This is a genomic window from Sphingobacterium sp. LRF_L2 (genome assembly GCF_965644235.1).
In the GTDB taxonomy this organism is placed as follows: domain Bacteria; phylum Bacteroidota; class Bacteroidia; order Sphingobacteriales; family Sphingobacteriaceae; genus Sphingobacterium.
The window spans coordinates 374,874-399,415 of record NZ_CBFFRI010000006.1 but is presented as its reverse complement, the minus strand read 5'-3'; the positions used below and the strand labels follow the sequence as shown (position 1 = coordinate 399,415).

23 protein-coding genes are annotated in these 24,542 nt (G+C 37.7%); 12 read left to right on the top strand and 11 right to left on the bottom strand.

Annotated features, from left to right (window positions below; translation table 11 throughout):
* Positions 1–26 precede the first annotated feature (26 nt).
* Together hemL and ACSZOX_RS14565 are read left to right on the top strand one after the other, a co-directional pair.
* Positions 27–1,340 (top strand): glutamate-1-semialdehyde 2,1-aminomutase, encoded by a 1,314-nt coding sequence (hemL, locus tag ACSZOX_RS14570; RefSeq protein WP_437920791.1) that lies wholly within the window; start codon positions 27–29, stop codon positions 1,338–1,340.
* A gap of 74 nt (positions 1,341–1,414) precedes the next feature.
* Positions 1,415–2,227 (top strand): hypothetical protein, encoded by an 813-nt coding sequence (locus tag ACSZOX_RS14565; RefSeq protein WP_437920790.1) that lies wholly within the window; start codon positions 1,415–1,417, stop codon positions 2,225–2,227.
* Between the two features lie 52 nt (positions 2,228–2,279).
* Here ACSZOX_RS14565 and argC read toward each other — a convergent pair whose 3' ends face one another.
* The 4 genes from argC to ACSZOX_RS14545 all read right to left on the bottom strand — a co-directional run bounded on the left by argC (position 2,280) and on the right by ACSZOX_RS14545 (position 5,777).
* Positions 2,280–3,299 (bottom strand): N-acetyl-gamma-glutamyl-phosphate reductase, encoded by a 1,020-nt coding sequence (gene argC, locus ACSZOX_RS14560; RefSeq protein WP_437920789.1) that lies wholly within the window; start codon positions 3,297–3,299, stop codon positions 2,280–2,282.
* Positions 3,300–3,379: 80 nt separating this feature from the next.
* The gene (locus ACSZOX_RS14555; RefSeq protein ID WP_437920788.1) at positions 3,380–3,826 is read right to left on the bottom strand and encodes a GNAT family N-acetyltransferase; all 447 of its coding nucleotides are present in this window, start codon (positions 3,824–3,826) and stop codon (positions 3,380–3,382) included.
* Between the two features lie 2 nt (positions 3,827–3,828).
* Entirely contained in the window at positions 3,829–5,013 is a 1,185-nt protein-coding gene (argG, locus tag ACSZOX_RS14550; protein ID WP_437920787.1) for an argininosuccinate synthase, read from the bottom strand.
* Positions 5,014–5,060: 47 nt separating this feature from the next.
* The gene (locus ACSZOX_RS14545; protein ID WP_437920786.1) at positions 5,061–5,777 is read right to left on the bottom strand and encodes a GNAT family N-acetyltransferase; all 717 of its coding nucleotides are present in this window, start codon (positions 5,775–5,777) and stop codon (positions 5,061–5,063) included.
* Positions 5,778–6,324: 547 nt separating this feature from the next.
* On the opposite strand from ACSZOX_RS14545, the gene ACSZOX_RS14540 reads away from it, so the two are divergent.
* Positions 6,325–6,516, top strand: a complete 192-nt coding sequence (locus ACSZOX_RS14540; protein WP_437920785.1) for a hypothetical protein — start codon at positions 6,325–6,327, stop codon at positions 6,514–6,516.
* A gap of 48 nt (positions 6,517–6,564) precedes the next feature.
* Here the strand turns inward: ACSZOX_RS14540 and ACSZOX_RS14535 are convergent, their stop codons facing one another.
* Positions 6,565–8,715 carry a S9 family peptidase gene (locus ACSZOX_RS14535; RefSeq protein ID WP_437920784.1) on the bottom strand — a complete coding sequence of 717 codons (2,151 nt, stop codon included), beginning with the start codon at positions 8,713–8,715 and terminating at the stop codon, positions 6,565–6,567.
* A 113-nt stretch (positions 8,716–8,828) separates the two neighbouring features.
* On the opposite strand from ACSZOX_RS14535, the gene ACSZOX_RS14530 reads away from it, so the two are divergent.
* From ACSZOX_RS14530 to recA, 4 genes are all read left to right on the top strand, one after another.
* Positions 8,829–10,451 (top strand): S8 family peptidase, encoded by a 1,623-nt coding sequence (locus tag ACSZOX_RS14530; protein WP_437920783.1) that lies wholly within the window; start codon positions 8,829–8,831, stop codon positions 10,449–10,451.
* Positions 10,452–10,523: 72 nt separating this feature from the next.
* A complete protein-coding gene (locus tag ACSZOX_RS14525) occupies positions 10,524–10,709 on the top strand; it encodes a hypothetical protein (RefSeq protein WP_437920782.1) in 186 nt (61 codons plus the stop codon).
* Positions 10,710–10,776: 67 nt separating this feature from the next.
* Positions 10,777–11,436 carry an endonuclease III gene (nth, locus tag ACSZOX_RS14520; protein ID WP_437920781.1) on the top strand — a complete coding sequence of 220 codons (660 nt, stop codon included), beginning with the start codon at positions 10,777–10,779 and terminating at the stop codon, positions 11,434–11,436.
* 68 nt (positions 11,437–11,504) lie between these two features.
* The gene (gene recA, locus ACSZOX_RS14515) at positions 11,505–12,527 is read left to right on the top strand and encodes a recombinase RecA (RefSeq protein ID WP_437920780.1); all 1,023 of its coding nucleotides are present in this window, start codon (positions 11,505–11,507) and stop codon (positions 12,525–12,527) included.
* A 66-nt stretch (positions 12,528–12,593) separates the two neighbouring features.
* Here the strand turns inward: recA and msrA are convergent, their stop codons facing one another.
* The 5 genes from msrA to ACSZOX_RS14490 form a co-directional block, all read right to left on the bottom strand.
* Positions 12,594–13,265, bottom strand: coding sequence for a peptide-methionine (S)-S-oxide reductase MsrA (gene msrA / locus ACSZOX_RS14510; protein ID WP_437920779.1), 672 nt, complete (start codon positions 13,263–13,265; stop codon positions 12,594–12,596).
* A gap of 125 nt (positions 13,266–13,390) precedes the next feature.
* The gene (locus ACSZOX_RS14505) at positions 13,391–13,999 is read right to left on the bottom strand and encodes a superoxide dismutase (protein WP_437920777.1); all 609 of its coding nucleotides are present in this window, start codon (positions 13,997–13,999) and stop codon (positions 13,391–13,393) included.
* A gap of 94 nt (positions 14,000–14,093) precedes the next feature.
* Positions 14,094–14,570 carry a nucleoside deaminase gene (locus ACSZOX_RS14500; protein WP_437920776.1) on the bottom strand — a complete coding sequence of 159 codons (477 nt, stop codon included), beginning with the start codon at positions 14,568–14,570 and terminating at the stop codon, positions 14,094–14,096.
* Positions 14,571–14,912 carry a tRNA-binding protein gene (locus ACSZOX_RS14495; RefSeq protein ID WP_437920775.1) on the bottom strand — a complete coding sequence of 114 codons (342 nt, stop codon included), beginning with the start codon at positions 14,910–14,912 and terminating at the stop codon, positions 14,571–14,573. It abuts the gene before it with no gap.
* A gap of 2 nt (positions 14,913–14,914) precedes the next feature.
* Entirely contained in the window at positions 14,915–15,130 is a 216-nt protein-coding gene (locus ACSZOX_RS14490; RefSeq protein WP_437920774.1) for a hypothetical protein, read from the bottom strand.
* 64 nt (positions 15,131–15,194) lie between these two features.
* Here ACSZOX_RS14490 and ACSZOX_RS14485 point away from each other — a divergent pair, with 64 nt between their 5' ends.
* The 5 genes from ACSZOX_RS14485 to ACSZOX_RS14465 all read left to right on the top strand — a co-directional run bounded on the left by ACSZOX_RS14485 (position 15,195) and on the right by ACSZOX_RS14465 (position 23,367).
* Complete coding sequence (locus tag ACSZOX_RS14485; RefSeq protein ID WP_437920773.1) at positions 15,195–15,776, top strand: outer membrane beta-barrel protein; 582 nt, start codon at positions 15,195–15,197, stop codon at positions 15,774–15,776.
* A gap of 159 nt (positions 15,777–15,935) precedes the next feature.
* Positions 15,936–16,709, top strand: coding sequence for a succinate dehydrogenase cytochrome b subunit (locus tag ACSZOX_RS14480; RefSeq protein ID WP_437920772.1), 774 nt, complete (start codon positions 15,936–15,938; stop codon positions 16,707–16,709).
* Positions 16,710–16,756: 47 nt separating this feature from the next.
* Positions 16,757–18,691, top strand: a complete 1,935-nt coding sequence (locus ACSZOX_RS14475) for a fumarate reductase/succinate dehydrogenase flavoprotein subunit (protein WP_437920771.1) — start codon at positions 16,757–16,759, stop codon at positions 18,689–18,691.
* Between the two features lie 53 nt (positions 18,692–18,744).
* Complete coding sequence (locus ACSZOX_RS14470; RefSeq protein WP_437920770.1) at positions 18,745–19,524, top strand: succinate dehydrogenase/fumarate reductase iron-sulfur subunit; 780 nt, start codon at positions 18,745–18,747, stop codon at positions 19,522–19,524.
* Positions 19,525–19,611: 87 nt separating this feature from the next.
* Positions 19,612–23,367: an ATP-binding protein gene (locus ACSZOX_RS14465; protein WP_437920769.1), complete on the top strand. Its 3,756-nt coding sequence runs from the start codon at positions 19,612–19,614 to the stop codon at positions 23,365–23,367.
* Positions 23,368–23,532: 165 nt separating this feature from the next.
* Here the strand turns inward: ACSZOX_RS14465 and ACSZOX_RS14460 are convergent, their stop codons facing one another.
* Positions 23,533–24,495, bottom strand: coding sequence for a hypothetical protein (locus ACSZOX_RS14460; protein WP_437920768.1), 963 nt, complete (start codon positions 24,493–24,495; stop codon positions 23,533–23,535).
* Between the last annotated feature and the right edge of the window lie 47 nt (positions 24,496–24,542).

Below are 24,542 nucleotides of genomic sequence, written 5' to 3'. Positions count from 1 at the left end.
ACAGTAAAGAGCAGAAGCATACTATTATGGCAATACAATTTCAAGATATTTCACGTGAAAAATCAGCAGCGCTTTTTGAAACAGCGAAGAACTTTTTCCCTGGTGGTGTAAATTCTCCGGTTCGCGCATTTAAATCGGTATATGGCACCCCTCTCTTTATCGAACGAGGAGATAAATCTAGAATATGGGATGCTGATGGAAACGAATTCATCGATTTTTGTTGTTCTTGGGGTCCACTCATTCTTGGACATAATAATGATGAAATTCGCGAAGCTGTTATTAAGCAGCTTCCGAATGGTCTAAGTTTTGGTGCTCCTACTCGGTTGGAGAATCAGCTTGCCGATCTCATCCTAAGTAAAAACAAGTATATTGAAAAGCTGCGTTTTGTGAGCTCGGGCACGGAGGCAGTCATGTCAGCAATCCGATTAGCACGTGGTTATACCAAACGAGATAAGATTGTCAAATTCGAAGGATGTTACCACGGACACTCCGATTCTTTATTGGTAAAAGCAGGTTCGGGCTTGGTTACTTTTGGAGAAACATCGTCGGCCGGTGTACCTAAATCGTTTGCTGACGAAACGATTGTCATTGGATTGAATGATACAAAAGCACTTGAAGAAGTATTTAAAACCTTCGACAATCAAATCGCGGCTGTCATTATTGAGGGGGTACCTGCGAATAATGGCTTATTGATTCAAGATCCTGCCTATGTGAATTTCTTGCGCAAAATAACAAAAGATCATGGCTCCCTATTGATTTTTGATGAGGTGATAACGGGATTTCGTTTAGGTTTTCAAGGAGCTGCACATTACTACGGTATACAACCAGATATCATTACCTATGGCAAAATCATTGGTGGGGGTATGCCTGTGGGGGCTTACGGTGCATCGAAAGAACTGATGGCGGAGATTTCACCTGATGGTGGTGTATATCAGGCGGGCACTCTTTCAGGAAATCCTGTAGCAATGGCTGCCGGAATTGCGGCACTGACCTTATTGGCACAGGAAGGGTTCTATGAAAAACAAGAACTGAAGACACGAGGTTTCGTTCAGACATTAGAAAACTATATCAAAGAAAAGGGCTATGTGGTTCAAATTTTCACAATTGGTTCTATCTTTTGGTTCGCATTTACAGATAAGACAAGTATTAAAACGGCAGAAGAAATAGATCCTAAGTCCATGGAAAGCTATAAGATTATGCATAGAGCTTTGCTCAATCAAGGCATCTATTTTGGTCCATCTGGATATGAGGTAGGCTTTATATCCGATGCACATACGACGGAAGATCTTGACATCACTATCCAAGCAATTAAGCATGCACTAGATATTGTCTTTCAATAAAGACAAAACTTTTTCATATTCTATTTGTTCAATGACTGGTAAACAAATAACATCGTTAACATAAAAATACGAAAATGAATACATTGAAAGCTACTTTAGCTATGCTTACCTTGACCGCAACACTTGTTTCATGTAATCAAAGTACGAACAACAGTGATGGGCAAACACAAGATTCTACAGCTCTCGCTGACAGCGTTGGCGCAATATCTGTTACACCACTGAAACATTCGAAAGAATTTCCAGGAGCTACATTGAAAATTTCTTCGATTAGCTCGGAAAAAGTAGGAACGGATTCGGCAAAGGTTACGGTAAAATATGCCGTAAGTAATTTTGAACTTACAGCGCAGACCGAGCATGAGCACCATATGGCAAATTCTCATGAAGGACAGCACATTCATTTTATATTAGATAATACCCCCTATGCTGCCCTTTATAAGCCCGAGCACAGTGTGACGGTTGCCTTAAATTCGGAGCATTACTTGATGTCTTTTTTATCTCGCTCATTTCATGAATCTATTAAAACTGCAGATGCTGCGAAATTAGTTAAGTTTAAAGTGACTTCTGATGGTAAAATAGAAGAGCTACCAGCACCAACGGAGTTATCTCTTTTTTACAGCCGTCCGAAGGGAGAGTATAAAGGAGAAGATGTAAAATCTCTTCTACTTGACTTCTTCATCGCTAATGGCACATTAGCTGCCGATGGAAATAAAGTTAAAGCAGATATCAATGGTCAGGAATTTACTTTAGACCAATGGGTTCCTTATGAAATTCTAAACTTGCCTTTGGGAGAAACTACGGTTAAACTGTGGTTAGTTGATAAAGATGGCAAAGCAATCACTGGTGACAATGTCTCTGTTGAACGAAAAATAAATTTAGTGGCTGAATAAAAGGTCCGATACATACAAAAAAGGCTGCATCATGCAGCCTTTTTTGTATATCTTAAAATCCGACACTTTTGAGATTTAGACCGAGACGCTCATCTAAATCAAACATGAGGTTCATATTTTGGACGGCTTGACCTGAAGCCCCCTTTAACAAATTATCAGTCGCATTTAATATAAGCAATTGATCGCCGTGTTTTTCTAAATGAATAATACTCTTATTTGTATTTACGACTTGCTTGAGATCTATATTAGCTCGACTGACCCACGTGAATGGATGTTCTTGATAATAAGCATCGTAAATCGCATATGCCTCTTCCTCTGAAATAGCTGTTTTTATATAAATTGCGGAAAATATGCCTCGTGTAAAATCACCTCTTTGCGGTACAAAATGAATTTTCTCTGCGGCACGTGCTAACAATGATTTTTCCGAATTTGGTAGAAATCCATCCTGAAGTTGATTCAGTGATTCTGATATTTCTTGCAGATGTTGATGTTCGAATGATTTATAAGCCGAAAGGTTGTTATTCCGCCAGGAGAAATGCGTTGTAGCGCCAGGTTTTTGTCCCGCACCAGTAGAACCTGTCGTCGCATTCACGTGAATGGCATTCGACAACAACCCATTTGCGGCCAAGGGAAGTAGCGCTAACTGTATGTTCGTTGCAAAACATCCTGGGTTAGCGACGTAATGCGCTTGACGTATTGCCTCCCTGTTGAGCTCAGGCAAACCGTAAACGAACTCTTTATTAGCATACGTTGCATTATCCTTTAGTCTGTAATCCTGAGAAAGATCTATGATTTTAACGGAAGGAGCTATCGCATTCGATTCTAAAAACTTGCGTGCATCACCATGACCGACACATAGAAACAAAACATCGATATCGGAATGAAAAATAGATGAAAACTCAAGATCTGTATCACCAAAAAGATCGTTATGCACCTCATAGATTTTGTTTCCTGCATTTGAAGCAGAATTAGCGAATACAATTTCTACATAAGGATGGTAGATCAAAATCCGAAGTAGCTCTCCTCCTGTATAACCGGCAGATCCCACTACCCCAACTTTTACTTTCTTCATAAATAATAGTGTTAGATTAAGTCTTGTAAAATAAAGAGAGAAATCTGATCAGATTTCTCTCTTTATGCCTTAAAAGGCGTTTATACAACTTTCTTAAAAATCAAAAATTCTGTATCCGGATCTTGCAATTGAAACCCTATTTTTTTGTAAAGTTTCTGTGCAACGACATTATTTACTTGTGTTTCTAATTGAACAAAAGTAGCCGATTTCTCCTTTGCAAAATCCATTACAGCATGGATCAGCTGTGTTGCTACACCTTTTCCCCGCGCTGGAGGATCAACAAATAGGTCATTCAAGATCCAGTTTTTTTCCATTCGTCCGGATGAATATTTTGGATACAACTGTGTAAAACCTACAGCCCTGCCTTCCTCGAATGCGGCAAAAATTACGGATTCTTGATTGGATAAACGTTCGTGTAGGAATTGCTGTTCACGATCCAGATCCGGCTCATACTTATAGAAAACACGATAAGCAGCAAAAAGAGGTAGGATATCGGCTAAACGATCCGCAGCAATTCTTTCGATCATGTTTATTTTTCGTTTACTTTATGCCAAATTATCGTTTGATTTCCAAAAATCTTTGCAAAACCTTTGACATCGTCCCCTGTATATCCTTTATTCATTTCGCCGTAACTACCAAATTTATTTGACATCAAATCATGCTCCGATTCTACGCCAATAATCACAAAACGGTAAGGATGCAACTCGACTATAACACGGCCAGTCACTGTTTGTTGAGATGAAGCAAGGAAAGCTTCAATATCTCGCATGACAGGATCATGCATTTGTCCCTCATGCATATAATTACCGTAAAAACCTGCAATCTGATCTTTCCAAGATAATTGCCATTTTGTGAGGGTGTGTTTTTCCAAGGTATGGTGGGCCTTAATCAAAATAAGGGGACCTGCTGCTTCGAATCCTACCCGACCTTTAATTCCAATGATGGTATCGCCCACATGTATATCACGACCAATACCATAAGGTTGGGCAATTTCTTGCAATTGCTGAATAACTTTTACAGCGCCGATCTCTTGTCCATTCAAGCCCACAGGCTCTCCTTTTACAAAATCAATCGTTATACGTTGTGGTTCTGTTGATGAAACCTGTGTTGGCCATGCTGTTTCCGGCAGGTATTGGTTTGAGGTAAGTGTTTCAGCCCCTCCTACCGAAGTTCCCCAAAGGCCTTTATTAATGGAGTATTTTGCTTTCTCTGCATTTATTTCAACACCATGTTTTGCCAAATAAGAGATTTCATCTTCACGCGAAAGCTTTAAATCCCGTATAGGTGTGATGATTTCAACACCTGGAATCAGCGTATTGAAAATCATATCAAAGCGAACTTGATCGTTACCAGCGCCTGTAGAACCATGAGCTACGCACTCAGCACCGATTTTATTTGCGTAATTAGCAATAGCAGTAGCTTGGCATACGCGTTCTGCAGAAACTGACAAGGGATAAGTCGCATTCTTCAAGACGTTGCCAAAAATCAAATATTTAATAGTATCTTGGTAATAATCTTCGGTTTCATCGATCGCACTATGCGATTTCACACCTAAGTCATAAGCACGTTGTTCAATTGCCTTTAGCTCTTCATCTGAAAAGCCACCAGTATTGACAACGACTGAATGTACTTCTAAACCTAAATCTTTCGATAGATAGATACAACAGAATGATGTATCTAAACCACCGCTAAACGCTAATACTACTTTTTTCATCTTAAAAATTAATTATGCTTGCTAATGTTTAGCTTCAAATTTACAAATTATATTCCTTTAACGGCTCCCGTTCCAACAGGAAATACTGATGCGACAAACTTCTTGGAAGATTTCCATAATTTTGCTTCAATACGTTTGAGGAGTGACTGTTTTTTCACAATACGATCTAATCTCTCTTTTGCCTCCGCCCGACGTTGAATCTTTTCTTTCAACGCACGTTCCTTTTCAACGGGATCCCACAACATGGCTGTACACATACAATTCTTTCTGTCCTTACTGATTAAAATATCGTAGTTTACACAAGATTTGCAGCCTTTCCAAAACTCTTCGTCTTGGGTTAGTTCTGAATAAGTCACAGGCTCATATCCTAAATCAGAATTGATCTTCATAACAGCAAGGCCTGTAGTGAGACCAAATATCTTTGAATGAGGATATTTTTCTCTAGACAATTCGAACACCCGTTTTTTGATGGCTTTGGCTAAACCGACCTTCCTAAATTCAGGGTTTACGATAAGTCCAGAGTTGGCTACATAATCTCCGTGGCCCCAGGTTTCGATATAACAGAATCCGGCCCAACGCCCATCTTTATGCAGGGCAATCACCGCTTTACCTTCCTCCATTTTTTTTGCTACGTATTCCGGTTTACGACGTGCGATTCCCGTTCCGCGTGCTTTTGCGGACTCAAACATTTCGTCACAAATAGCCTCTGCATAACCAACATGTAAGGAGTTGGCAGGAATAATTGAAAAATCTGAAAGTGTCATCTAAGATGTTGACCTAATTTACACTGCTGTGTTGCAAAAAATCTGATTAATTAACAATTGAGGAACCACCGAGCTGGATGATTATCAAGAATGGAAGTAGCCTGCCTCCGAATCAAGCTCGAGGCAGAATAGGTCGTCGGAATCGTAAGATTGGACAGCTGAACGAATGCTTTGCATATAGAAATTCCATCGCCTGCTTTTTCCGAAGCAGGACAGGTAGTTCCATATATGTATTCACGTATTTCATTTCACTGTCTTTCAATCTATAGACTGCGCAAAAGTAAAAAAATATTTTTTTCTTTTATGCAATAATGCTGTAGTTTTTTTATTAAAAAAACATTAACCTATCTCCGTTATCGTCAATATACTAATAGGACGGCTTTTTGGCTAAAAGGTTCAAAACTTGTAAACTTCATGTCAGAAACAGAAGGAAATTTTTTAAGTCTATCTATTTGTGTAGTTTTGCAACAGAGTTTAAATCAGAACAGAAATGGTTGGTCCTAGTATTATCTTTTACATATTTTTTGCAGTCCCTTATATATTTGTGATGTACTGGTTAGTTAAACAGGACAAAAAGAAATATGCCTGGGGGTTAACAGTTGTTACCATAATTGCTATTATTGGTATTATAGTCTCTCAGAAAGCTAGTAAAGTAGCCTTACAAAATTACCGTCAACATCAGATTGACGCCCGAGAAATAGAAAGAGAGAATCAGTTAGATTCTACCCATAAACAATAAAGGCTTGGAGTTCCAAGCCTTTATTGTTTATGGAGAATTACGATATTATTATTTACTGATTCCTTCTAATTTAAACAGAAATGCATAATTTAAAGCGATATCTTTAAGGTAGTCAAATCGTCCTGAAGCACCGCCATGACCATAGTCCATATCTGTTTTTAATAGAATAATATTTGTACCTTTTTTGCTTGCTCTTAATTTTGCCACCCACTTAGCCGGTTCAAAATATTGTACTTGACTATCGTGTAACCCTGTTGTCACAAGTATATTTGGATACTCTTTTGCCTCCACATTTTCGTATGGAGAATACGATTTCATATAGCCATAGGCCTGCTTTTGATTGGGATTTCCCCACTCATCATATTCATTGGTTGTCAATGGTATTGTTTCATCCAACATCGTATTAACCACATCAACGAAAGGAACTTGTGCAATAATGCCTCTCCATAAATCTGGAGCCATATTTGCCACTGCGCCCATTAACAAACCTCCCGCACTGCCACCTTGTGCATACAGATGTCCAGGACTAGTATACTTCTCTGCTATCAAATATTTTCCACAGTCTATAAAGTCTGTAAAAGTATTTTTCTTTTTCATCATTTTTCCATCCTCGTACCATTGCCGTCCCATCTCCTCTCCTCCACGAATATGTGCAATAGCATAAGCAAAACCTCTATTTAACAAACTTAGACGGGAGGGATTGAATGATGGATCCATGGATAGCCCGTAGGATCCATATGCATAAAGTAAGAGAGGGGATTTACCATTCTTTTCGTAGCCTTTCTTATACACAATAGAAATAGGAATTTTTGTCCCGTCCACTGATGTCGCAAACAACCGTTCGCTAGCATAGTCATTTGGATCATAACCTCCGAGAACTTCTTGCTGTTTTTTTAGCTCTTTCTCCTTGGTTTGCATATTGTAATCAAAAGTAGAGGAAGGAGTAACGAGAGAGGTGTACCCGTAACGTACAATATCTGTATCGTATTCTAAATTTGCTCCAGGATAAACTGTATAGGTAGCTTCCCCAAAATCAAGATAGTGCTGTCTACTATCTTTTAACGAACGAACCGCAAGTTGTGTCAACCCATCTTTACGTTCCGCAACAACTATAAAATCCCGAAATTCGTCTATCCCAGAAACAAGGACATCGGCACGATGTGGTATAAAATCTTTCCAATGATCTCTTGTTGTATTATTTAAGGGACATTCCATAACCTTAAAGTTTTTTGCTTCATCATTCGTTAGGATTAAAAAACGATCTTCCAATGCTGTAATGGAATAAAGCACATCTTTTCTACGCGGTTGAAAGGTTTTAAATTTCCCAAAGGGTGTATTGGCATCTAGGATGAAAACCTCCGAAGACAAAGTTCCTTCGGAATAGATCATGACATATTTATCATTTTTTGATTTACCTACTCCGATATAATTACTGTTATCTTTCTCCTCGTAGACTAACACATCCGCTTTACTGGCTGTGCCTAGTGTATGTCTCTTTATTTTTTCACTCAGCAACGTTAATGCGTTCTTCGAGGTATAAAAGAATGTTTTGCTATCGTTTGCCCAAATAGCCTCCCCTTCTGTGCGGTCAATTCTATCGGAAAGAAGCTCGCCTGTTTCCAAATTTTTGATGTGAATAGTATATTCTCTTCTAGAAACCGTATCAACGCCAAATGCTAACAATTTGTTATCTGGACTTACCGAAAATCCTTCTACAGCATAATAAGGATGGCCTTTAGCCATGAGATCAACATCCAAGAGGATCTCTTCAGAGGCATCTAAACTCCCCTTTTTACGACAATACTTATAATATTGATTTCCTTCTTCTGTGCGTGTATAATAATAGTATCCGTCTTTCAGGTAGGGAACAGACTCATCCTTTTCTTTGATACGACTTTTCATCTCATGGAAGAGAGACGTCTGCAAAGGCTCTGTATCTTTCAACATGCCTTGTGTGTAGTTGTTTTCTTCTTCTAAATAGGCTATTACTTGGGTTGAGTCAGGCCCTTTCTTAAAATAATCATTCATCCAAAAATAATCATCTTGTACTGTATCTCCGTGAATGATCCTCGTATAGATTTTTTTCTCCGCTACGGGCGGTGTTATCGTTGGCCAATTGGTCAACTGTTTTTCCGTGTTATCAGAACATGCTATTGCCATAGCACCAATAATAATGATATAGTTCCAATTTTTAAACATAATAAGTAGGTTTTAGTAATAAAGTTAATGTAAAAAGTATATTGATTTATCTTTTTTTAACAACAACTGCACAGGACTTGCACTATATTTGTTATTGACTGAAACAAAAACATATGATTGGAACACTAAAACTTTATGCCCTCGTGGGCATGAGTATCCTTCCTTTTTTCGGTGGGGCTCAATCAAAAAAAACAAATCCGCCAAACTGGTACAATCTGGACTACCAAGCGGATGGCGTACGTGGAATTAGTACAGAAAAGGCATACGAATTACTACAGGGAAGAAAATCAACACCTGTAATAGTTGGTGTATTAGATGGTGGCGTAGATTACAATCATGAAGACCTGAAAGATGTCATGTGGAAAAATCCGAAAGAAATAGCGGGAAATGGTAAAGATGATGACAACAATGGTTATAGCGATGATGTATATGGTTGGAATTTTCTAGGTAACGCGAATGGGGAGAATGTACACTATGATAATCTGGAAGTAACGCGTCTTATTCGTATTTATGAACCAAAATATATCTCTGTTTTGCCGTCAACTGCGCTAAGCGAAGCTGAACGACGGGAATTTGTCGCCTATCAAAAGATGGTAAATGACTACACCAGCAAATCAGACCAAGCTAATTTTGGCAATTTGAACTATGGGAGGTTAAAAGAGGAGATGGACGTTATGATTAAAAAGATTGGGAAAGATCCAAAGGATATTACCAAGGCGGATATTGATGGCTACAGTCCAAATTCCGAGCGCCAGAAAATAGCGATTCGTATGGCAAAAAGAGAACTGGACAACACACCTTTTCTCGAATTCTATAAGGATCTTGAAGAGGGGGCGGCCTATTTTCATGCACAAGCTGAATATCATTTGAACAAAAGTTACGACCCACGCAGCATAGTTGGCGATCATTACGACGACGCAACAGAACATTTTTATGGAAACGCAGACATTAAAGGTCCTGACGCAGACCATGGAACACATGTAGCTGGAATTATTGGCGCAAAAAGGGATAACGGTATCGGTATTAATGGCGTAGCGAACAATGTCAAGATTATGGGAGTACGCATTGTCCCCGACGGCGATGAGCGCGACAAGGATGTAGCAAACGGTATAAGATATGCGGTAGACAATGGTGCAAAGGTTCTTAACATGAGCTTTGGTAAGGGTTATGCTTATAACAAAAAAGCTGTAGATGAAGCCGTAAAATATGCAGAAGATCACGATGTACTATTGATTCACGCTGCTGGAAATGATTCAAAAGATAACGATATCGTCAAAAATTATCCGATGAAATATTATACAGATAGTTTGGACGCAATCGTCGGCGAAGCTACCAACTGGATTACTGTGGGAGCTACTTCTTCGGGATTGGATGATGGTTTATTAGCCAGTTTTTCCAATTTTGGCTATAAATCCGTCGATGTTTTTGCGCCTGGTGTAAAAATAAATTCAACAATGCCAGAATCCACTTACAAAGAACAGGATGGCACCAGTATGGCTTCCCCTGTAGTTGCTGGATTAGCTGCGCTTATTCGTTCCTATTATCCAACACTTACGGCCAAAGAAGTTAAAGATATTATCTTAAAGTCTGTGACAAAAGTAGATGAAAAAGTCAAGATACAGGTTGACGGTGCTAGTAAAAAAGTGTATTTGGATGAGATCAGTGTAACCGGAGGAATCGTCAATGCAAAAAAGGCCATTGAAGAGGCTGACAAATATGTTCAAGGGAAAAAGTAAAAAAATGTTAAATATTATATAATATAAATTTCTATCTTACGTTTTATATGTACTTATTTAAATAAAACGCTTATGGTAGAATACTTTACAAAACATGAACATGATACTAGTTTAAGTGAAGCAGAGGTGGCTATGGTGGATAAAATAGATGAAATATTTGAAGAAAACTTAAAATCCAATTTCAAAAGATTGGTAAAAGATCCTAGCCCACGCAGCATTGAGAATATTTTAAATTACTCAAAAAGCTTAACAAAGTAAAATGGCAAAGTCTCTAATTAAAATTAGAGACTTTGTTTTTTAAAGAGAGTTTTGAATATCTTTGTTTATGTTAAAAAAAGAGAGGTATCAAGAATTTGTCAAGTATTTTTCTACTCATAGTCCCGACGCACAGACCGAATTAAATTACAGTAACCCTTTCGAACTATTGGTCGCTGTAATTCTTTCTGCACAGTGTACAGATAAACGGATAAATCAGGTTACCCCAGCTTTATTTGAACGTTTCCCTGATGCACTATCACTTGCGGCTAGTGATTCCGATGAAGTCTTCACTTATATACGTTCGGTAAGTTATCCGAATAACAAAGCAAAACATCTAGTGGGCATGGCTCAAAAACTCATCACAGAGTTTGACGGTATTGTTCCCGAGAAAGTGGAGGAATTAGTAAAATTGCCTGGTGTAGGACGAAAAACGGCTAATGTTATCTCCTCAGTTGTTTACAATAACCCGGCAATGGCAGTGGATACACATGTATTTCGGGTCAGTAACCGGCTTGGGTTGACGAGTAGAGCAACAACCCCACTCGCTGTAGAAAAACAACTTGTAAAATATCTCCCCAAAGAAACTATTGCAATTGCACACCATTGGCTTATTTTACATGGTCGTTATATCTGCCTCGCCAGACGTCCGAAGTGCGAAGAATGCCCTATCACTTATTTCTGCCAGTACTTTGAGAAGAACTATAAAGCCAAGCAAATAAAAGACTAATAATATTAGTAAAATAATTTTTGGAAATCAAATTTAAATCTTACTTTTGAATACTTAATACTAAAAATATGAGCAACTCAGATAAATTAAAAGCTTTACAGCTTACTTTAGATAAACTAGAGAAATCGTACGGAAAAGGTACTATTATGAAACTTGGAGATTCTGCAGTAGAACCTATTGAAGCTATTTCGACAGGATCACTTGGGTTAGATATTGCTTTAGGTATTGGCGGGGTGCCTAAAGGCCGTATTATTGAAATCTATGGTCCAGAATCTTCTGGAAAAACGACGCTTGCTACACATATCGTAGCAGAGGCTCAGAAAAAAGGGGGCATTGCGGCTGTAATCGATGCGGAGCATGCTTTTGATAAATACTACGCTCAGAAATTAGGTGTAGACGTTGAAAATCTATTAATTTCTCAGCCTGATAATGGAGAACAGGCTCTTGAGATTGCAGACAACCTTATCCGCTCAGGCGCGATCGATGTAATAGTTATCGATTCTGTTGCTGCACTTGTTCCTAAGGGTGAAATTGAAGGCGAAATGGGCGATTCTAAAATGGGGCTTCAAGCTCGTTTAATGTCCCAAGCTTTGAGAAAATTAACAGGAACAATCTCTAAAACGAATTGTTGTTGTATTTTCATCAACCAACTTCGCGAAAAAATTGGTGTTATGTTTGGTAATCCAGAAACAACCACGGGAGGAAATGCACTTAAATTCTACGCTTCCGTCCGTTTAGATATTCGTCGTACCTCACAAATTAAAGATTCTGATGAAGTATCTGGAAACCGTGTAAAAGTTAAAATTGTTAAGAATAAAGTGGCTCCTCCTTTCCGAATTGCAGAATTCGATATTATGTTCGGCGAAGGAATATCAAAAGTGGGAGAGATTATAGATTTAGGTGTAGAATATGGTATCATTAAAAAGTCTGGATCTTGGTTTAGTTATGGCGATACTAAATTAGGGCAAGGACGTGATGCAGTAAAATCTTTATTGCTTGATAATCCCGATTTGAGCGACGAACTAGAAACTAAAATCAGAGCAGAAGTAAATGGAGTTGATTTAGATCAACAAAATATATTAGAGGGCTAATATTAGGTTTAATTATATGCTGTAAAAGGGGCGCCACTGGTGCCCTTTTTTATTAATTCCTCTTTTTTACTTTTTCAATCGGTCCTTAAAAACCTTTCGAAATTTTTCCATTTTGGGTTTGATCACATAAACACAATAAGGTTCTCCCCCATTCTTATCGTAATATTGTTGATGGTAATCTTCAGCTTTATAAAATGCTTTAAAAGGCTCAATTCTCGTTACAATTTTACCTTTATAGACATCTTCTGCATTTAACTGGTTAATATAGTATGATGCTTTTTTATACTGTTCCTTTGAATGGGCAAAAATAACGGAGCGATATTGCGGACCAATATCATTACCTTGCCGATCGAGTTGCGTAGGATCGTGCGATAAAAAAAATGCTTCCAAGAGTTCGTCATAAGAGATCTTAGACGTATCATATATTACTTCAATTACTTCTGCATGTCCGCTGCGGCCAGACGATACTTGGCTATATGTAGGATTAGCTTTCGCACCGCCAGAATACCCAGAAGTGACGGTATTTACCCCATTCAACGAAGCAAACTGTGCCTCTACACACCAAAAACAACCGGCTCCAAAAATTGCGGTATCAGTTGATGAGGTACTGCGTTCTGGCAGCAGATTTAACAATGTCTCTTCTTTTACCTCTTTTTTAGTAGTGGGCTGTGCGCAGGCCGAAAACAGGAATAAGCCGAAAAGAAAGGTCAAGGCTTTAGATTTTACATTAGTTATCATATGCGTCTGAATAGAAACGCGTCATCGCTTACCACCAGAATCATAAAAGCGCTTAACGTTTTTATAACAATCTATTGAAAGCAATGACGCGCAGATTGTAGAAACCTACAATATTAATTTTTTAATTACTTCGCTTCTTGGAAACGTTGTGCAACTGCATCCCAGTTGATCACGTTAAACACTGCATCTAAGTAAGCTGGGCGTTTATTTTGATATTTCAAATAATAAGCGTGTTCCCAAACGTCTATACCTAAGATTGGCGTTCCTTTTACTTCTGCAACATCCATCAACGGATTATCCTGATTAGGAGTAGAAGTAACAGCTAGTTGCCCATCTGCTTTAACAACAAGCCAAGCCCAACCTGAACCAAAACGTGTAGCACCTGCATTTTGCAACTGTGTTTTAAGTTCTGCGAAAGAGCCAAAAGTGCTTGCGATAGCTTCAGCTAGTTCACCTGTAGGCTCACCACCTGCGTTAGGTCCAAGGATCGACCAAAATAATTTGTGGTTAAAGTGTCCTCCACCGTTGTTACGAACAGCTGCTGGATATTTAGAAATATTTTTGTTAATCTCTTCTAATGATAAACTTTCAGCATCTGTACCTGCGATTGCTTTGTTTAAATTATCAACATAAGCTTGGTGGTGACGATCATGGTGGATCTCCATGGTATCTTTATCAATGTGTGGTTCCAACGCGTCACTAGCGTATGGTAATGCTTCTAATTCAAATGCCATAATATACTATTTTTGTTATTAATAAATTAAGAACACGAATATAACAATTTCACCGTAGCTTCCGTTTTAAGAAACTGTGAAATTCTTTATTTTCTTACCTTTTATTACGAAAAAATGATTTTATCAAATCGGCGCAATCTTGCTCCAAAACTCCGGAGACAACTTCTGTTTTGGGGTGATACAGTCTTCCGAATTTAGAAGCGCCTCGCTTATCGTCCACAGCTCCGAATACCACCCTTGAAATTTGTGTCCAGTAGGATGCTCCAGCACACATTACACAGGGTTCTACCGTGACATAAAGTGTACAATCTTTTAAATATTTGCCTCCCATATAATTCGAGGCTGCAGTAAATGCCTGCATTTCGGCATGTGCTGTCACATCATGTAACCGCTCTGTTAAATTATATCCCTTTCCAATAATCTTACCTTGACTCACCACGATAGCACCAATAGGCACCTCATCTTCTTCAAAAGCTTTTTTTGCAAGCTTCAACGCCTCCTGCATATAGACTACATCGATATCTTTGGGAGACATCGGAAGCTCTGCATCTTCAAAATGGTATATTTTCATCTACATCAACTTTGCGCCATCAGGCAGTAAACGCTCCACACTCGTCAATACGATATGTCCTTCTTCATCGGCAAAGCCTGTTACCAAACACTCCGACATAAAATCGGCAATTTGCTTCTTGGGAAAATTGACAACGGCCACTATTTGTCGTCCTATTAACTCTTCTTTTGTGTAATGGTACGTAACCTGTGCGCTAGACTTAAGCACGCCGATAGCTGGACCAAAACTGATATGCAATTGGTAAGCGGGCTTGCGGGCTTTAGGGAAATCGAACACCTCGACAATAGTCCCCACACGTAATTCGACTTTCTCAAAGTCTGACCATGAAATCAAGTCGCTCATTCTTAAAGGCGATTAGAAGACAAATCAGCGATCTCCTTCAATAAGGTAAAACTAATATACTCCTTTGTGCGGCGAAGACGTTTGGCTAATTTTACTAAAAGTTGATCCTCTTCTCCTGGAACGTAAGTTAAGTCTTCTTGGGACAAATGATTGTATTTTCGATGCAATTTTATCTTCAAGATATCCCACTCTTCTGCGGATATTTTTAGTGTACTCATATATCAATTATTAAAATAAATACGTTAATATTGTAATGTAATAAAATAAACAAATATTTTTCATATGAAAAAATCTCTACTTACTTTAATTTGTTTGATTGTGGCGGTGGGCATTTCTCAAGCGCAATTGCTCCCAACTTTCAAACTAGGTGTAAAAGGAGCATTAGGCTTCTCAAGCTTAAGTTCAGAGGGAAAACTATTTAATTCGGAGACGAAAACGGGTTTTCAGTTAGGTGCCTGGGGCAGGGTTGGAATTGCAGGATTCCATATTCAACCCGAAGCGTATTACGCTAGCAAAAAAGTCGGCTTCACTGATAATGGAGAAAGTGGCGATGCAACCTTTAAGAGCTTCGATGTCCCTGTTCTATTGGGTACAAAAATCGGATTAGGACCAGTAGGCTTCCGCGTACAAGCAGGGCCTGTATTTTCTTTTGCTCAAGATGGCGAGATCGATTTCGCTAGAGCGACGGAATGGGACAGTTACAAAAAATCATCGACAGGTATCATAGGTGGTATTGGTCTTGATATCAGCAAGCTTACAGTAGACCTTCGTTATGAACATGGCTTAACAAACTTAAATGAAAGTGGTTTGGATAACCAAAAAATTAGAATGTGGACTATAGGAGTGGGTTTCGCTTTCCTATAAACATAAGTATCAACTATCAAGTCAAAAAAGGGCTATGCAGTATTACTGTATAGCCCTTTCTGATTAGAATTGTTCTAAATTATTCGATTTTATTGACTATTGTCAGATTTCTGTTAACAAATAAATAGATTTGCGAATCAATATAAAAAATCAAGGATAATGAGTAATTCAAAGCCAGTTTTAAGTTCTTCACTGGGAAGAAAACTAATCATGAGCTTAACGGGGATTTTTCTATGTACGTTCCTTATAGTTCACCTGATTGGTAACTTGCAACTATTTAAAAATGATGAGGGTTATGCCTTCAACAACTACGCGTATTTAATGACGCATTTTACCCCAATTAAAGTGGTTTCTTACCTACTTTATGCATCCATTATTATCCACGCAGTCTATGCGCTTGTTTTAACACTTAAAAACAAAGCGGCTCGTCCTGTAAGCTACGCACAACACGATGGCAAGGCAAACAGCAAGTGGAACTCTCGTAACATGGGTATTCTTGGAACCGTTCTTTTGGTTTTCATTGCCACACACATGCAGAATTTCTGGTGGAAATACCACAATGACCAAGTTCCTTATATCGAGTATCAGACAGATCTATCTACAGGAATCACAACATCAAAAGTATTAGAAGCTAGCGAGTTCACTGACTATCAATCAACGACAGATCAAGGGGTTGAAACAATTAAAGCACGTGATCTTTACAAACAAGTAGATTTTGCTTTTGAAAATCCTTTCTTAGTTGGTCTTTATGTATTGGCTATGGCAGCATTGTCATTTCACTTAATCCACGGTTTTCAATCTGCATTTCAGACGATTGGATTTTCTCATAAAAAATATGTTCCAATTATCAAATTTATTGGTGTATGGGGCTTCGGTGTGATTATCCCGATTGGTTTTGCGTTAATGCCGTTATATTTTTATTTCATTAAATAATATTTAAGATATACGCCGTATATCTTATCAATATAAAGTATTTAAATATGTTAGATTCAAAAGTACCTGCAGGCCCATTAGCCGAGAAATGGTCAAAACATAAATTTGAAATGAAGTTGGTCAATCCAGCAAACAAACGTAAATTCACAATTCTTGTTGTGGGTACGGGTTTGGCTGGTGCTTCTGCCGCCGCTTCATTGGCAGAATTAGGTTACAATGTAAAAACATTTTGTTACCAGGATTCGCCACGCCGTGCGCACTCTATCGCTGCACAAGGAGGTATTAATGCCGCGAAAAACTATCAAAATGATGGTGACTCGGTATTCCGTTTATTTTACGATACGATTAAAGGTGGTGACTACCGTGCTCGTGAAGCAAACGTTTACCGCTTAGCAGAAGTATCTGTAAATATTATCGATCAATGTGTTGCTCAAGGGGTTCCTTTTGCTCGCGAATATGGTGGATTATTAGATAACCGTTCATTTGGTGGGGCTCAAGTTTCGCGTACGTTTTATGCACGTGGACAAACTGGGCAGCAATTGTTATTAGGTGCTTACTCGGCATTAAATCGTCAGATAAAAAAAGGTAAAGTAAAATCCTACACTCGCCATGAGATGTTAGATTTGGTAAAGATTGATGGACACGCACGTGGTATTATTACCCGTGATATGGTGACTGGAAAAATCGAATCTCATGAAGGTCATGCTGTACTTCTTTGTACAGGAGGCTATGGCAACGTTTTCTTCCTTTCTACAAATGCAATGGGATGTAATGTTACAGCGGCTTGGCGTGCACATAAAAGAGGTGCTTACTTTGCGAACCCTTGTTATACGCAAATTCACCCTACTTGTATCCCTGTAACAGGTGATCACCAATCGAAGTTAACGTTAATGTCTGAATCTTTACGTAACGACGGTCGTGTATGGGTGCCAAAAACCAAGGAGCTTTCGGAACAATTACGTAAAGGAACATTAAAACCTGCTGAAATTAAGGAAGATGATCGTGATTACTTCTTAGAAAGAAAATATCCGTCATTCGGTAACTTGGTTCCTCGTGATGTTGCTTCGCGTAATGCAAAAGAGATGGTTGATGACGGGCGTGGTGTTGGTAAATCTGGTGTAGCTGTGTTCTTAGATTTTGCTGATGCGATCAAACGCTTAGGTAAGGATACTGTTGAGGCGAAATATGGAAATTTATTTGATATGTACTATCAAATAACTGATGAAAATCCATACGAGCAACCGATGCGTATTTATCCGGCAGTTCACTATACAATGGGTGGCGTATGGGTAGACTACAACTTAATGACTACGGTACCTGGTCTTTATGCTCTTGGTGAATGTAACTTCTCAGATCACGGCGCAAACCGTTTAGGTGCATCAGCTTTGATGCAAGGTCTGTCGGATGGTTACTTTGTTATTCCTTTTACTGTTGGTGACTATTTAGCTAACCTTGGAAGTTTTGCTCCTGTAGATAAAAACCATCCTGCTTTTGAGCAAACTCGTAAAGAAGTTGAAGATAAAATCAACACTTTACTTAGTTTAAAAGGTTCTAAAACCATTGATGATATCCATAAAGAATTAGGTAAAATTATGTGGGAATACTGTGGTATGGCACGTACTGCTGAAGGATTAACGGAAGCAAAAAAATTGATCCAAAATTTGAAGAAAGAATTTTGGACCGATGTGAAAGTTTTGGGAGAAAACGATGAACTTAATATGTCGTTAGAAAAAGCGGGACGTGTAGCTGACTTTATTGAGTTGGGCGAACTTATGGTTGATGATGCATTGAACCGTAGTGAATCTTGTGGTGGTCACTTCCGCTTAGAGTCTCAAACTGACGAAGGCGAAGCAAAACGTGATGATGAAAACTTCACCTATGTTTCGGCATGGGAATTTGCGGGGGAAGATCAAGCTGAGGTTCTACATAAGGAAGAGTTAGTTTTCGAAAACGTTAAGTTAACACAAAGAAGTTATAAATAGTATATTGGCTGAGCAGGTTAAGCTGTTCAGTCCCATTACTTAACTATATTATCATGGCACAACATATGAATTTAACGCTAAAGGTTTGGCGTCAAAAAAATGATAAATCCAAAGGTCAATTCGTAACGATCCAAGCGAAAGACATTGCTGATGATATGTCTTTCCTTGAAATGCTTGACATCGTGAACGAAGATCTTACTCACCAAGGTGAAGATCCTATTTACTTTGATCACGACTGTCGCGAAGGTATCTGTGGTATGTGTTCGTTAGTAATTAACGGCCGTCCTCACGGACCAAAATATGGAATTACGACTTGTCAATTGCACATGCGTTCTTTTCATGATGGACAGACAATCGTTATTGAACCATGGAGAGCAGCGGCTTTCCCTGTATTAAAAGATCTAGCTGTTGATCGTACATCTTTCGATCGTATACAACAAGCTGGTGGTTATGTAAACATCAACACGGGAGGTGTTCCTGATGCAAACTCAATTCCAATTCCAAAACGTATTGCTGATGAAGCTTTTGAAGCAGCGACTTGTATTGGATGTGGAGCTTGTGTAGCAGCTTGTAAAAATGCATCTGCGATGTTATTTGTTTCAGCTAAGATTTCTCAATTTGCTTTGCTTCCTCAGGGACAAACTGAACGCTATGAGAGAGCGCAAGCAATGGTAGATCAAATGGATGCTGAAGGTTTTGGTAACTGTACAAATACTGGAGCCTGTGAAGCCGAGTGTCCAAAAGGTATTAAACTGACAAATATAGCACGTATGAACCGTGAATATTTTACAGCTAAATTCTTCCGCGAAGAGGATGTGCATACGCACAACTAGGTAAATATAATTCAATGCAAAGAGTCCTCGTTAGATATAAATAACGAGGACTTTTTTTATATTTACACTTTACGTAAAGGGACTTAGATGCTTACAAAGATTCGATTTCTTCTTCTGATTTTAACCCTATCCTTGGTTGGTACAGCGATCACGATTCATTTTACCATTACCGAAGAAGATATGCTTCAGTTGGATGAACGAAAATTGACAATTAAAATTCACGAGTTTGAAGATCGAATTGATGCGATTTTCGAAGATAACTTGATGATAAAAACGTTCCAAAATGTAGATAAATACCCTGTTCAAGTTGCCAATATTACAGATGCCATCGCCAAGGATGCAATTTTCTTATACATCTACCGCGATAATCAAATTATCCACTGGTCAACGAATATCTATGTTCCAATAACCGACTTAGGGCTTCGTAATAAAACGTCCTATCTCCAATCGGAAAACCGTTCTTTCTTGGTTAAAAAAAAGGATTTGAAAAATGGGATTTCGATTGTTGCGGCCGTGCCCATCAAGCGAAATTTCGAAAACACGAACAGCTATCTGACGAATAATTTTTTGACATCCATAGATGTAAATAATATCGAAATAGCACAGTATAACGATAACAAAAATATTCGCAACATTTATAGTAAAGACAACGGCTACCTTTTCTCTGTAAAACTTATTGATGGTAAGAAAGATAATATCTACATCAATTTACAGTTTTTCTGCTGGGTTGCAGCAATCATTTGTTTGATCATCTTTGTCAATAGCATCTGTTTACACTTTGCAAAAAATGGTAAGGCTTGGACTGCTGTTATCGTTTTTTTCGCTGTTTTGATAGCCGTACGTTATATCGACTTAAAATCTAACTGGCTCTCTGTGCATTCTAGCTTGGAGCTTTTTGATGCCAAATATTATGCTTATAATGAATTTCTGCCTAATATATGGTCCTATCTGATGACAACAGCAAGCATATTTTGGTTTATCTGCTTTGTCAAATTCGTCCAAAAATATTTGCGGGTTCCTTTTAATATCCAAAATAGAATTTATAGTATAATCGCATCTCTTATAGGTATAGGTTCAATCTATTTCCTAACCTATGTGATGTATTATTTTTTAGGAACACTGCTTACACATTCTCCCACCTATGAAATTGACTTTACTAAGATTCTTAATTTAGGACTCTACGGGTGGTTATGCATCTTGTTATTTTGCTTTAATATAACCGCACTTATTTTGTATGTGGATGGAATCATACAGATGATTCGTTATTTCCTTAAAGATATTACGCTAATTTTAAATATTGAGTTGATTTGTTTAGTAACAGCACTTATATTAACAGCAATTATAGGTTTTAATGTGTTTTTTTGCATCCTTTTTGGCGTTTTAATATTTTTAAGAACATATAAAACATACAACTTCTCTATTCCCTACCGCTTATCTATCTTTATCTCTACAATTTTACTTCTTTCGAGTATATCAGTAATCTCATACAATTTTTATAATAGAATTAAAAAGATTGATGGAATGAAACAGTCCATCTCCCACCTACTTGCTGAGGACGATGTAAATGCTGTATCCCTATTTATCGACTTGGAAAAAAACATAAATAATGACTATAAACTAGAACGTCTTCTCGACTTAAATGACTCTATTGCTGATATTCCCTATATAACAGATTATATTAAAACGCGCTATCTCAGCGGATATCTTTCTAAGTTTGAATTTCAAGCTTATTATTATAATAATGAAGGAAAGCCTTTGGAATCCTACTCAATGGATAAAGCTGCAGAGTATAGAGAGAAAGTAATTAAAAGTGCAATAAAGATACCGTTTACATCTAATTTTTACCGCCTACGTAGTGAATTAGGTACACATGAGTATTTTACGCACTTAACTATTCCCTACGAGCAAAATCCAGATAAATTTTACCATATTTACCTCAATTTAAAAAATTTATCGTACAGCACACTACTTCCGTACCCCGAAATATTATCGGACAATAAAACTACTCCTTGGCAATTTGATGCTTTTCAAAACAACTCTTATGCATTATATAAAGGGAATAATCTGGTCACACAGTACGGAACTTATAACTATCCGGAAAATGATTTTAAAATTCCTAATCAATTAAAGGAATATTTAAATATTCGTGAGAATGATGATTTTCTTCATCTAGCTTACAAACCCGATCCTTACACCACGATCATTCTCAGCAAGCAAAACGCGACTCCTTGGGATTATTTGGCATTAGGATCTATTGTATTCATTATACTTCTGATTTTCTTTTGTCTCTTCAACCTTATTAATTATCTGATAAAAACAGTTACGGATAGATCCTTTCACTGGAACAGAATACGATATCACTTCCGCCTACTTTTTAATAATATTCAGTATAGTACGCGCATTCAAACGCTTGTCATACTCTCTGTACTTTTGGGAATTCTTATCTCCGGCGCAATTGCATTTATAAGTATAAATATGCAGATCGAGGAGTCTACAACGGCTAACAGACTTAAGGAAATTTCGGAGATAACAAAAAAAATAGAGAGTACTGTTGGGAGCTCAAAAGATGATTTCGAACAAGGGATTGTTCAAACTTTGAAAGAAATGTCCCCCGCCACAATGACTAATTTTAATCTGTACAATAAGGCTGGTAAGCTTTTGTATTCATCTCAGCCGCGTATCTTTGACCTGAAACTGATCTCAGAGTATATTAATCCTGATGCATTAAATAAGCTCGCTGTATTACGAAAATCGGAAGCATACGAACAAGAACGCATTTCAAACTTCAGGTTTTCCGCAGCTTATGCTTCTATAAAAAATGAGGAATATAAGACGGTTGCTTACTTGAACATTCCCTATTATACGACGGAGAAAGACGCTATTGCGAGCAAGAATCTTTTATTAAATACTATATTAAACATTTATACTTTCATTATTATTCTTTTTGGTTTTATTGCTGTAGCGGTATCAAGTAAGATTACAAAACCCCTTGACATCGTGAGACAGAAATTAGCCGACACTCAATTATCAAATAAGATCAATGAGCCTTTATATTGGGAACGGAATGATGAGATTGGTATGCTCATTAAAGAGTACAACTACATGTTGGTTAAATTGGAAGAGAGTGCCAAACAATTGCGTGATGCAGAAAGGGAGAAAGCCTGGCGAGAGATGGCTAAACAGGTTGCTCATGAAATAAAAAATCCATTAACCCCCATGAAACTTGGGATACAACAACTTGTTCGGTCGTATAACGAAAACGATGAAAGATTTTCCGAACGCTTCTTTCGTATTTCTACCTCAATCGTAGAACAAATAGATAGCTTATCGAAAATAGCCACAGAATTTTCTGCTTTCGCAAAATTGCCAGAAACGAATCTCGTGAAAATCAATTTAATTGAGAAGATACTAGAGGTTATGAATCTATTCAATAGTTCATCGAGTACGGTTATTGTTCTGATTAATGAAACAAATGACAAATCTATCCATATATTGGGTGATCGGGACCAACTATTGCGATCCTTTAATAATTTGTTTAAGAATGCTATCGAAGCAAGTATAGGCCGTAAGAAAACAAGAATAAATGTGGAGGTAAGCTATAAAGATAATCTAAACGTTCAAATCTTGATACAGGATAATGGTTATGGAATATCGGAAGAAGTGATTCCAAATATCTTCAAACCTAACTTTACGACAAAGAGTTCTGGAACAGGATTGGGCCTAGCTTTTGTTAAACAAACTGTGACTGGTATTGGTGGAAAGATTGAGTTCATAACCAAAGCTAATATGGGTACGACTTTTATTATCACGTTACCAATTTATAGAGAACTCGGACATGCTTAGGTATTCTTGAGAGATTTAACGCTTGATTTTTGTTAGCAACATTTTCTACGAAAGCTAGAAGCTTACCAGGAATGAAGAAAACAATAGCATTAATTGGACAACAAAGGAAATATACCTATCAATGAACCGTTGCTTAATGGAAGGATCTATTCTGTATTTGTTTTTTTATTTCAATACAACACCAGCTCTTCCCATGATAGCATTATCGTTATAAAGCAACACAGTATACGCTCCCTTTTTAAATTTATCTAATGGCCAAAGAAATTGGTATTCCTCACCTTTATTGGTAAAATTAATAATGTCCTTAAAAGTGTATTGTAATTTTTCACCGTGAACATAGAAAATATTGTTTGCGTCTCCGAACAGATTTCCAGAGGGATCAATGATACGGACGAAAACTTCTTTGTTTCCACCTTTTGCTAATGAATTATCGGCAACAGAAAACAAAATCTGCAGTTGATCCACCCTCCTGGCCTTAGCTTCTGTCTCCACTATTCCTTTTTTAGAGATGGAAACCCCATTGACTTGAACATTTGAGACTTTTAATGCTGATGCAACAGAAACTTTATTTTTTAATGAATTATTCTCTTTGGATAAGTCATTGACCTTCCTTCCTGTAGAAGATACCTGATTAGAAAGAACTTGGTTTTCCTTTTGCAAAAGATCATTTTTAATTTTCAACTCATTTAAACTTACTCTCAGTCCCGATACATCCTCTTTTAAACGAGATACCTCTGTCTTTGCTAATACGATATCTTCTTCTGTAATTGTTTTGTTATCTAACTTTGTTCGGAGTTCGCTTATCAATGTACGGGCACGTTCTTCTGAAGATTCCAAAGAAGCGTCAACCGCTTGCACATTTTTTAATGCGACTAAATTGTCAAGTTCCGCCTCTATTCTATCAATCTCTATTTGTAGATCTTGTTTTTGAAGAGCTAAAGTGTAGAGCTTTTCACCGGAGGATTTAAACTTTACATAGAAATAAACATTCGTAGCAAGCAATGCTGTTATAGCAATGATAAAAAAATAAATCTTAGAATTATTTTTTTTGGGGAGGTCCTCTTCTTGATGTTTTCTTTCCGAAATAAAAGTCTGATCTACCTTCTCTATATCTTCTTGCTTGTACATTTTAGTCATCTAAGGGGGCAACGTAACACAATTGTTAATAGTGTGTT

What these genes read in the sequence shown, in the direction of transcription:
- ACSZOX_RS14540 (WP_437920785.1), top strand. Translation starts at nt 6,325, where the DNA reads ATGTACTGGTTAGTTAAACAGGACAAAAAGAAATATGCCTGGGGGTTA.
- ACSZOX_RS14465 (WP_437920769.1), top strand. Translation starts at nt 19,612, where the DNA reads ATGCTTACAAAGATTCGATTTCTTCTTCTGATTTTAACCCTATCCTTG.
- ACSZOX_RS14535 (WP_437920784.1), bottom strand. Translation starts at nt 8,715, where the DNA reads ATGTTTAAAAATTGGAACTATATCATTATTATTGGTGCTATGGCAATA.
- ACSZOX_RS14530 (WP_437920783.1), top strand. Translation starts at nt 8,829, where the DNA reads ATGATTGGAACACTAAAACTTTATGCCCTCGTGGGCATGAGTATCCTT.
- ACSZOX_RS14490 (WP_437920774.1), bottom strand. Translation starts at nt 15,130, where the DNA reads ATGAGTACACTAAAAATATCCGCAGAAGAGTGGGATATCTTGAAGATA.
- ACSZOX_RS14470 (WP_437920770.1), top strand. Translation starts at nt 18,745, where the DNA reads ATGGCACAACATATGAATTTAACGCTAAAGGTTTGGCGTCAAAAAAAT.
- ACSZOX_RS14495 (WP_437920775.1), bottom strand. Translation starts at nt 14,912, where the DNA reads ATGAGCGACTTGATTTCATGGTCAGACTTTGAGAAAGTCGAATTACGT.
- ACSZOX_RS14480 (WP_437920772.1), top strand. Translation starts at nt 15,936, where the DNA reads ATGAGTAATTCAAAGCCAGTTTTAAGTTCTTCACTGGGAAGAAAACTA.
- ACSZOX_RS14555 (WP_437920788.1), bottom strand. Translation starts at nt 3,826, where the DNA reads ATGATCGAAAGAATTGCTGCGGATCGTTTAGCCGATATCCTACCTCTT.
- nth (WP_437920781.1), top strand. Translation starts at nt 10,777, where the DNA reads ATGTTAAAAAAAGAGAGGTATCAAGAATTTGTCAAGTATTTTTCTACT.
- ACSZOX_RS14485 (WP_437920773.1), top strand. Translation starts at nt 15,195, where the DNA reads ATGAAAAAATCTCTACTTACTTTAATTTGTTTGATTGTGGCGGTGGGC.
- msrA (WP_437920779.1), bottom strand. Translation starts at nt 13,265, where the DNA reads ATGATAACTAATGTAAAATCTAAAGCCTTGACCTTTCTTTTCGGCTTA.
- ACSZOX_RS14500 (WP_437920776.1), bottom strand. Translation starts at nt 14,570, where the DNA reads ATGAAAATATACCATTTTGAAGATGCAGAGCTTCCGATGTCTCCCAAA.
- ACSZOX_RS14460 (WP_437920768.1), bottom strand. Translation starts at nt 24,495, where the DNA reads ATGTACAAGCAAGAAGATATAGAGAAGGTAGATCAGACTTTTATTTCG.
- ACSZOX_RS14475 (WP_437920771.1), top strand. Translation starts at nt 16,757, where the DNA reads ATGTTAGATTCAAAAGTACCTGCAGGCCCATTAGCCGAGAAATGGTCA.
- ACSZOX_RS14545 (WP_437920786.1), bottom strand. Translation starts at nt 5,777, where the DNA reads ATGACACTTTCAGATTTTTCAATTATTCCTGCCAACTCCTTACATGTT.
- ACSZOX_RS14505 (WP_437920777.1), bottom strand. Translation starts at nt 13,999, where the DNA reads ATGGCATTTGAATTAGAAGCATTACCATACGCTAGTGACGCGTTGGAA.
- argG (WP_437920787.1), bottom strand. Translation starts at nt 5,013, where the DNA reads ATGAAAAAAGTAGTATTAGCGTTTAGCGGTGGTTTAGATACATCATTC.
- hemL (WP_437920791.1), top strand. Translation starts at nt 27, where the DNA reads ATGGCAATACAATTTCAAGATATTTCACGTGAAAAATCAGCAGCGCTT.
- recA (WP_437920780.1), top strand. Translation starts at nt 11,505, where the DNA reads ATGAGCAACTCAGATAAATTAAAAGCTTTACAGCTTACTTTAGATAAA.
- ACSZOX_RS14525 (WP_437920782.1), top strand. Translation starts at nt 10,524, where the DNA reads ATGGTAGAATACTTTACAAAACATGAACATGATACTAGTTTAAGTGAA.
- argC (WP_437920789.1), bottom strand. Translation starts at nt 3,299, where the DNA reads ATGAAGAAAGTAAAAGTTGGGGTAGTGGGATCTGCCGGTTATACAGGA.
- ACSZOX_RS14565 (WP_437920790.1), top strand. Translation starts at nt 1,415, where the DNA reads ATGAATACATTGAAAGCTACTTTAGCTATGCTTACCTTGACCGCAACA.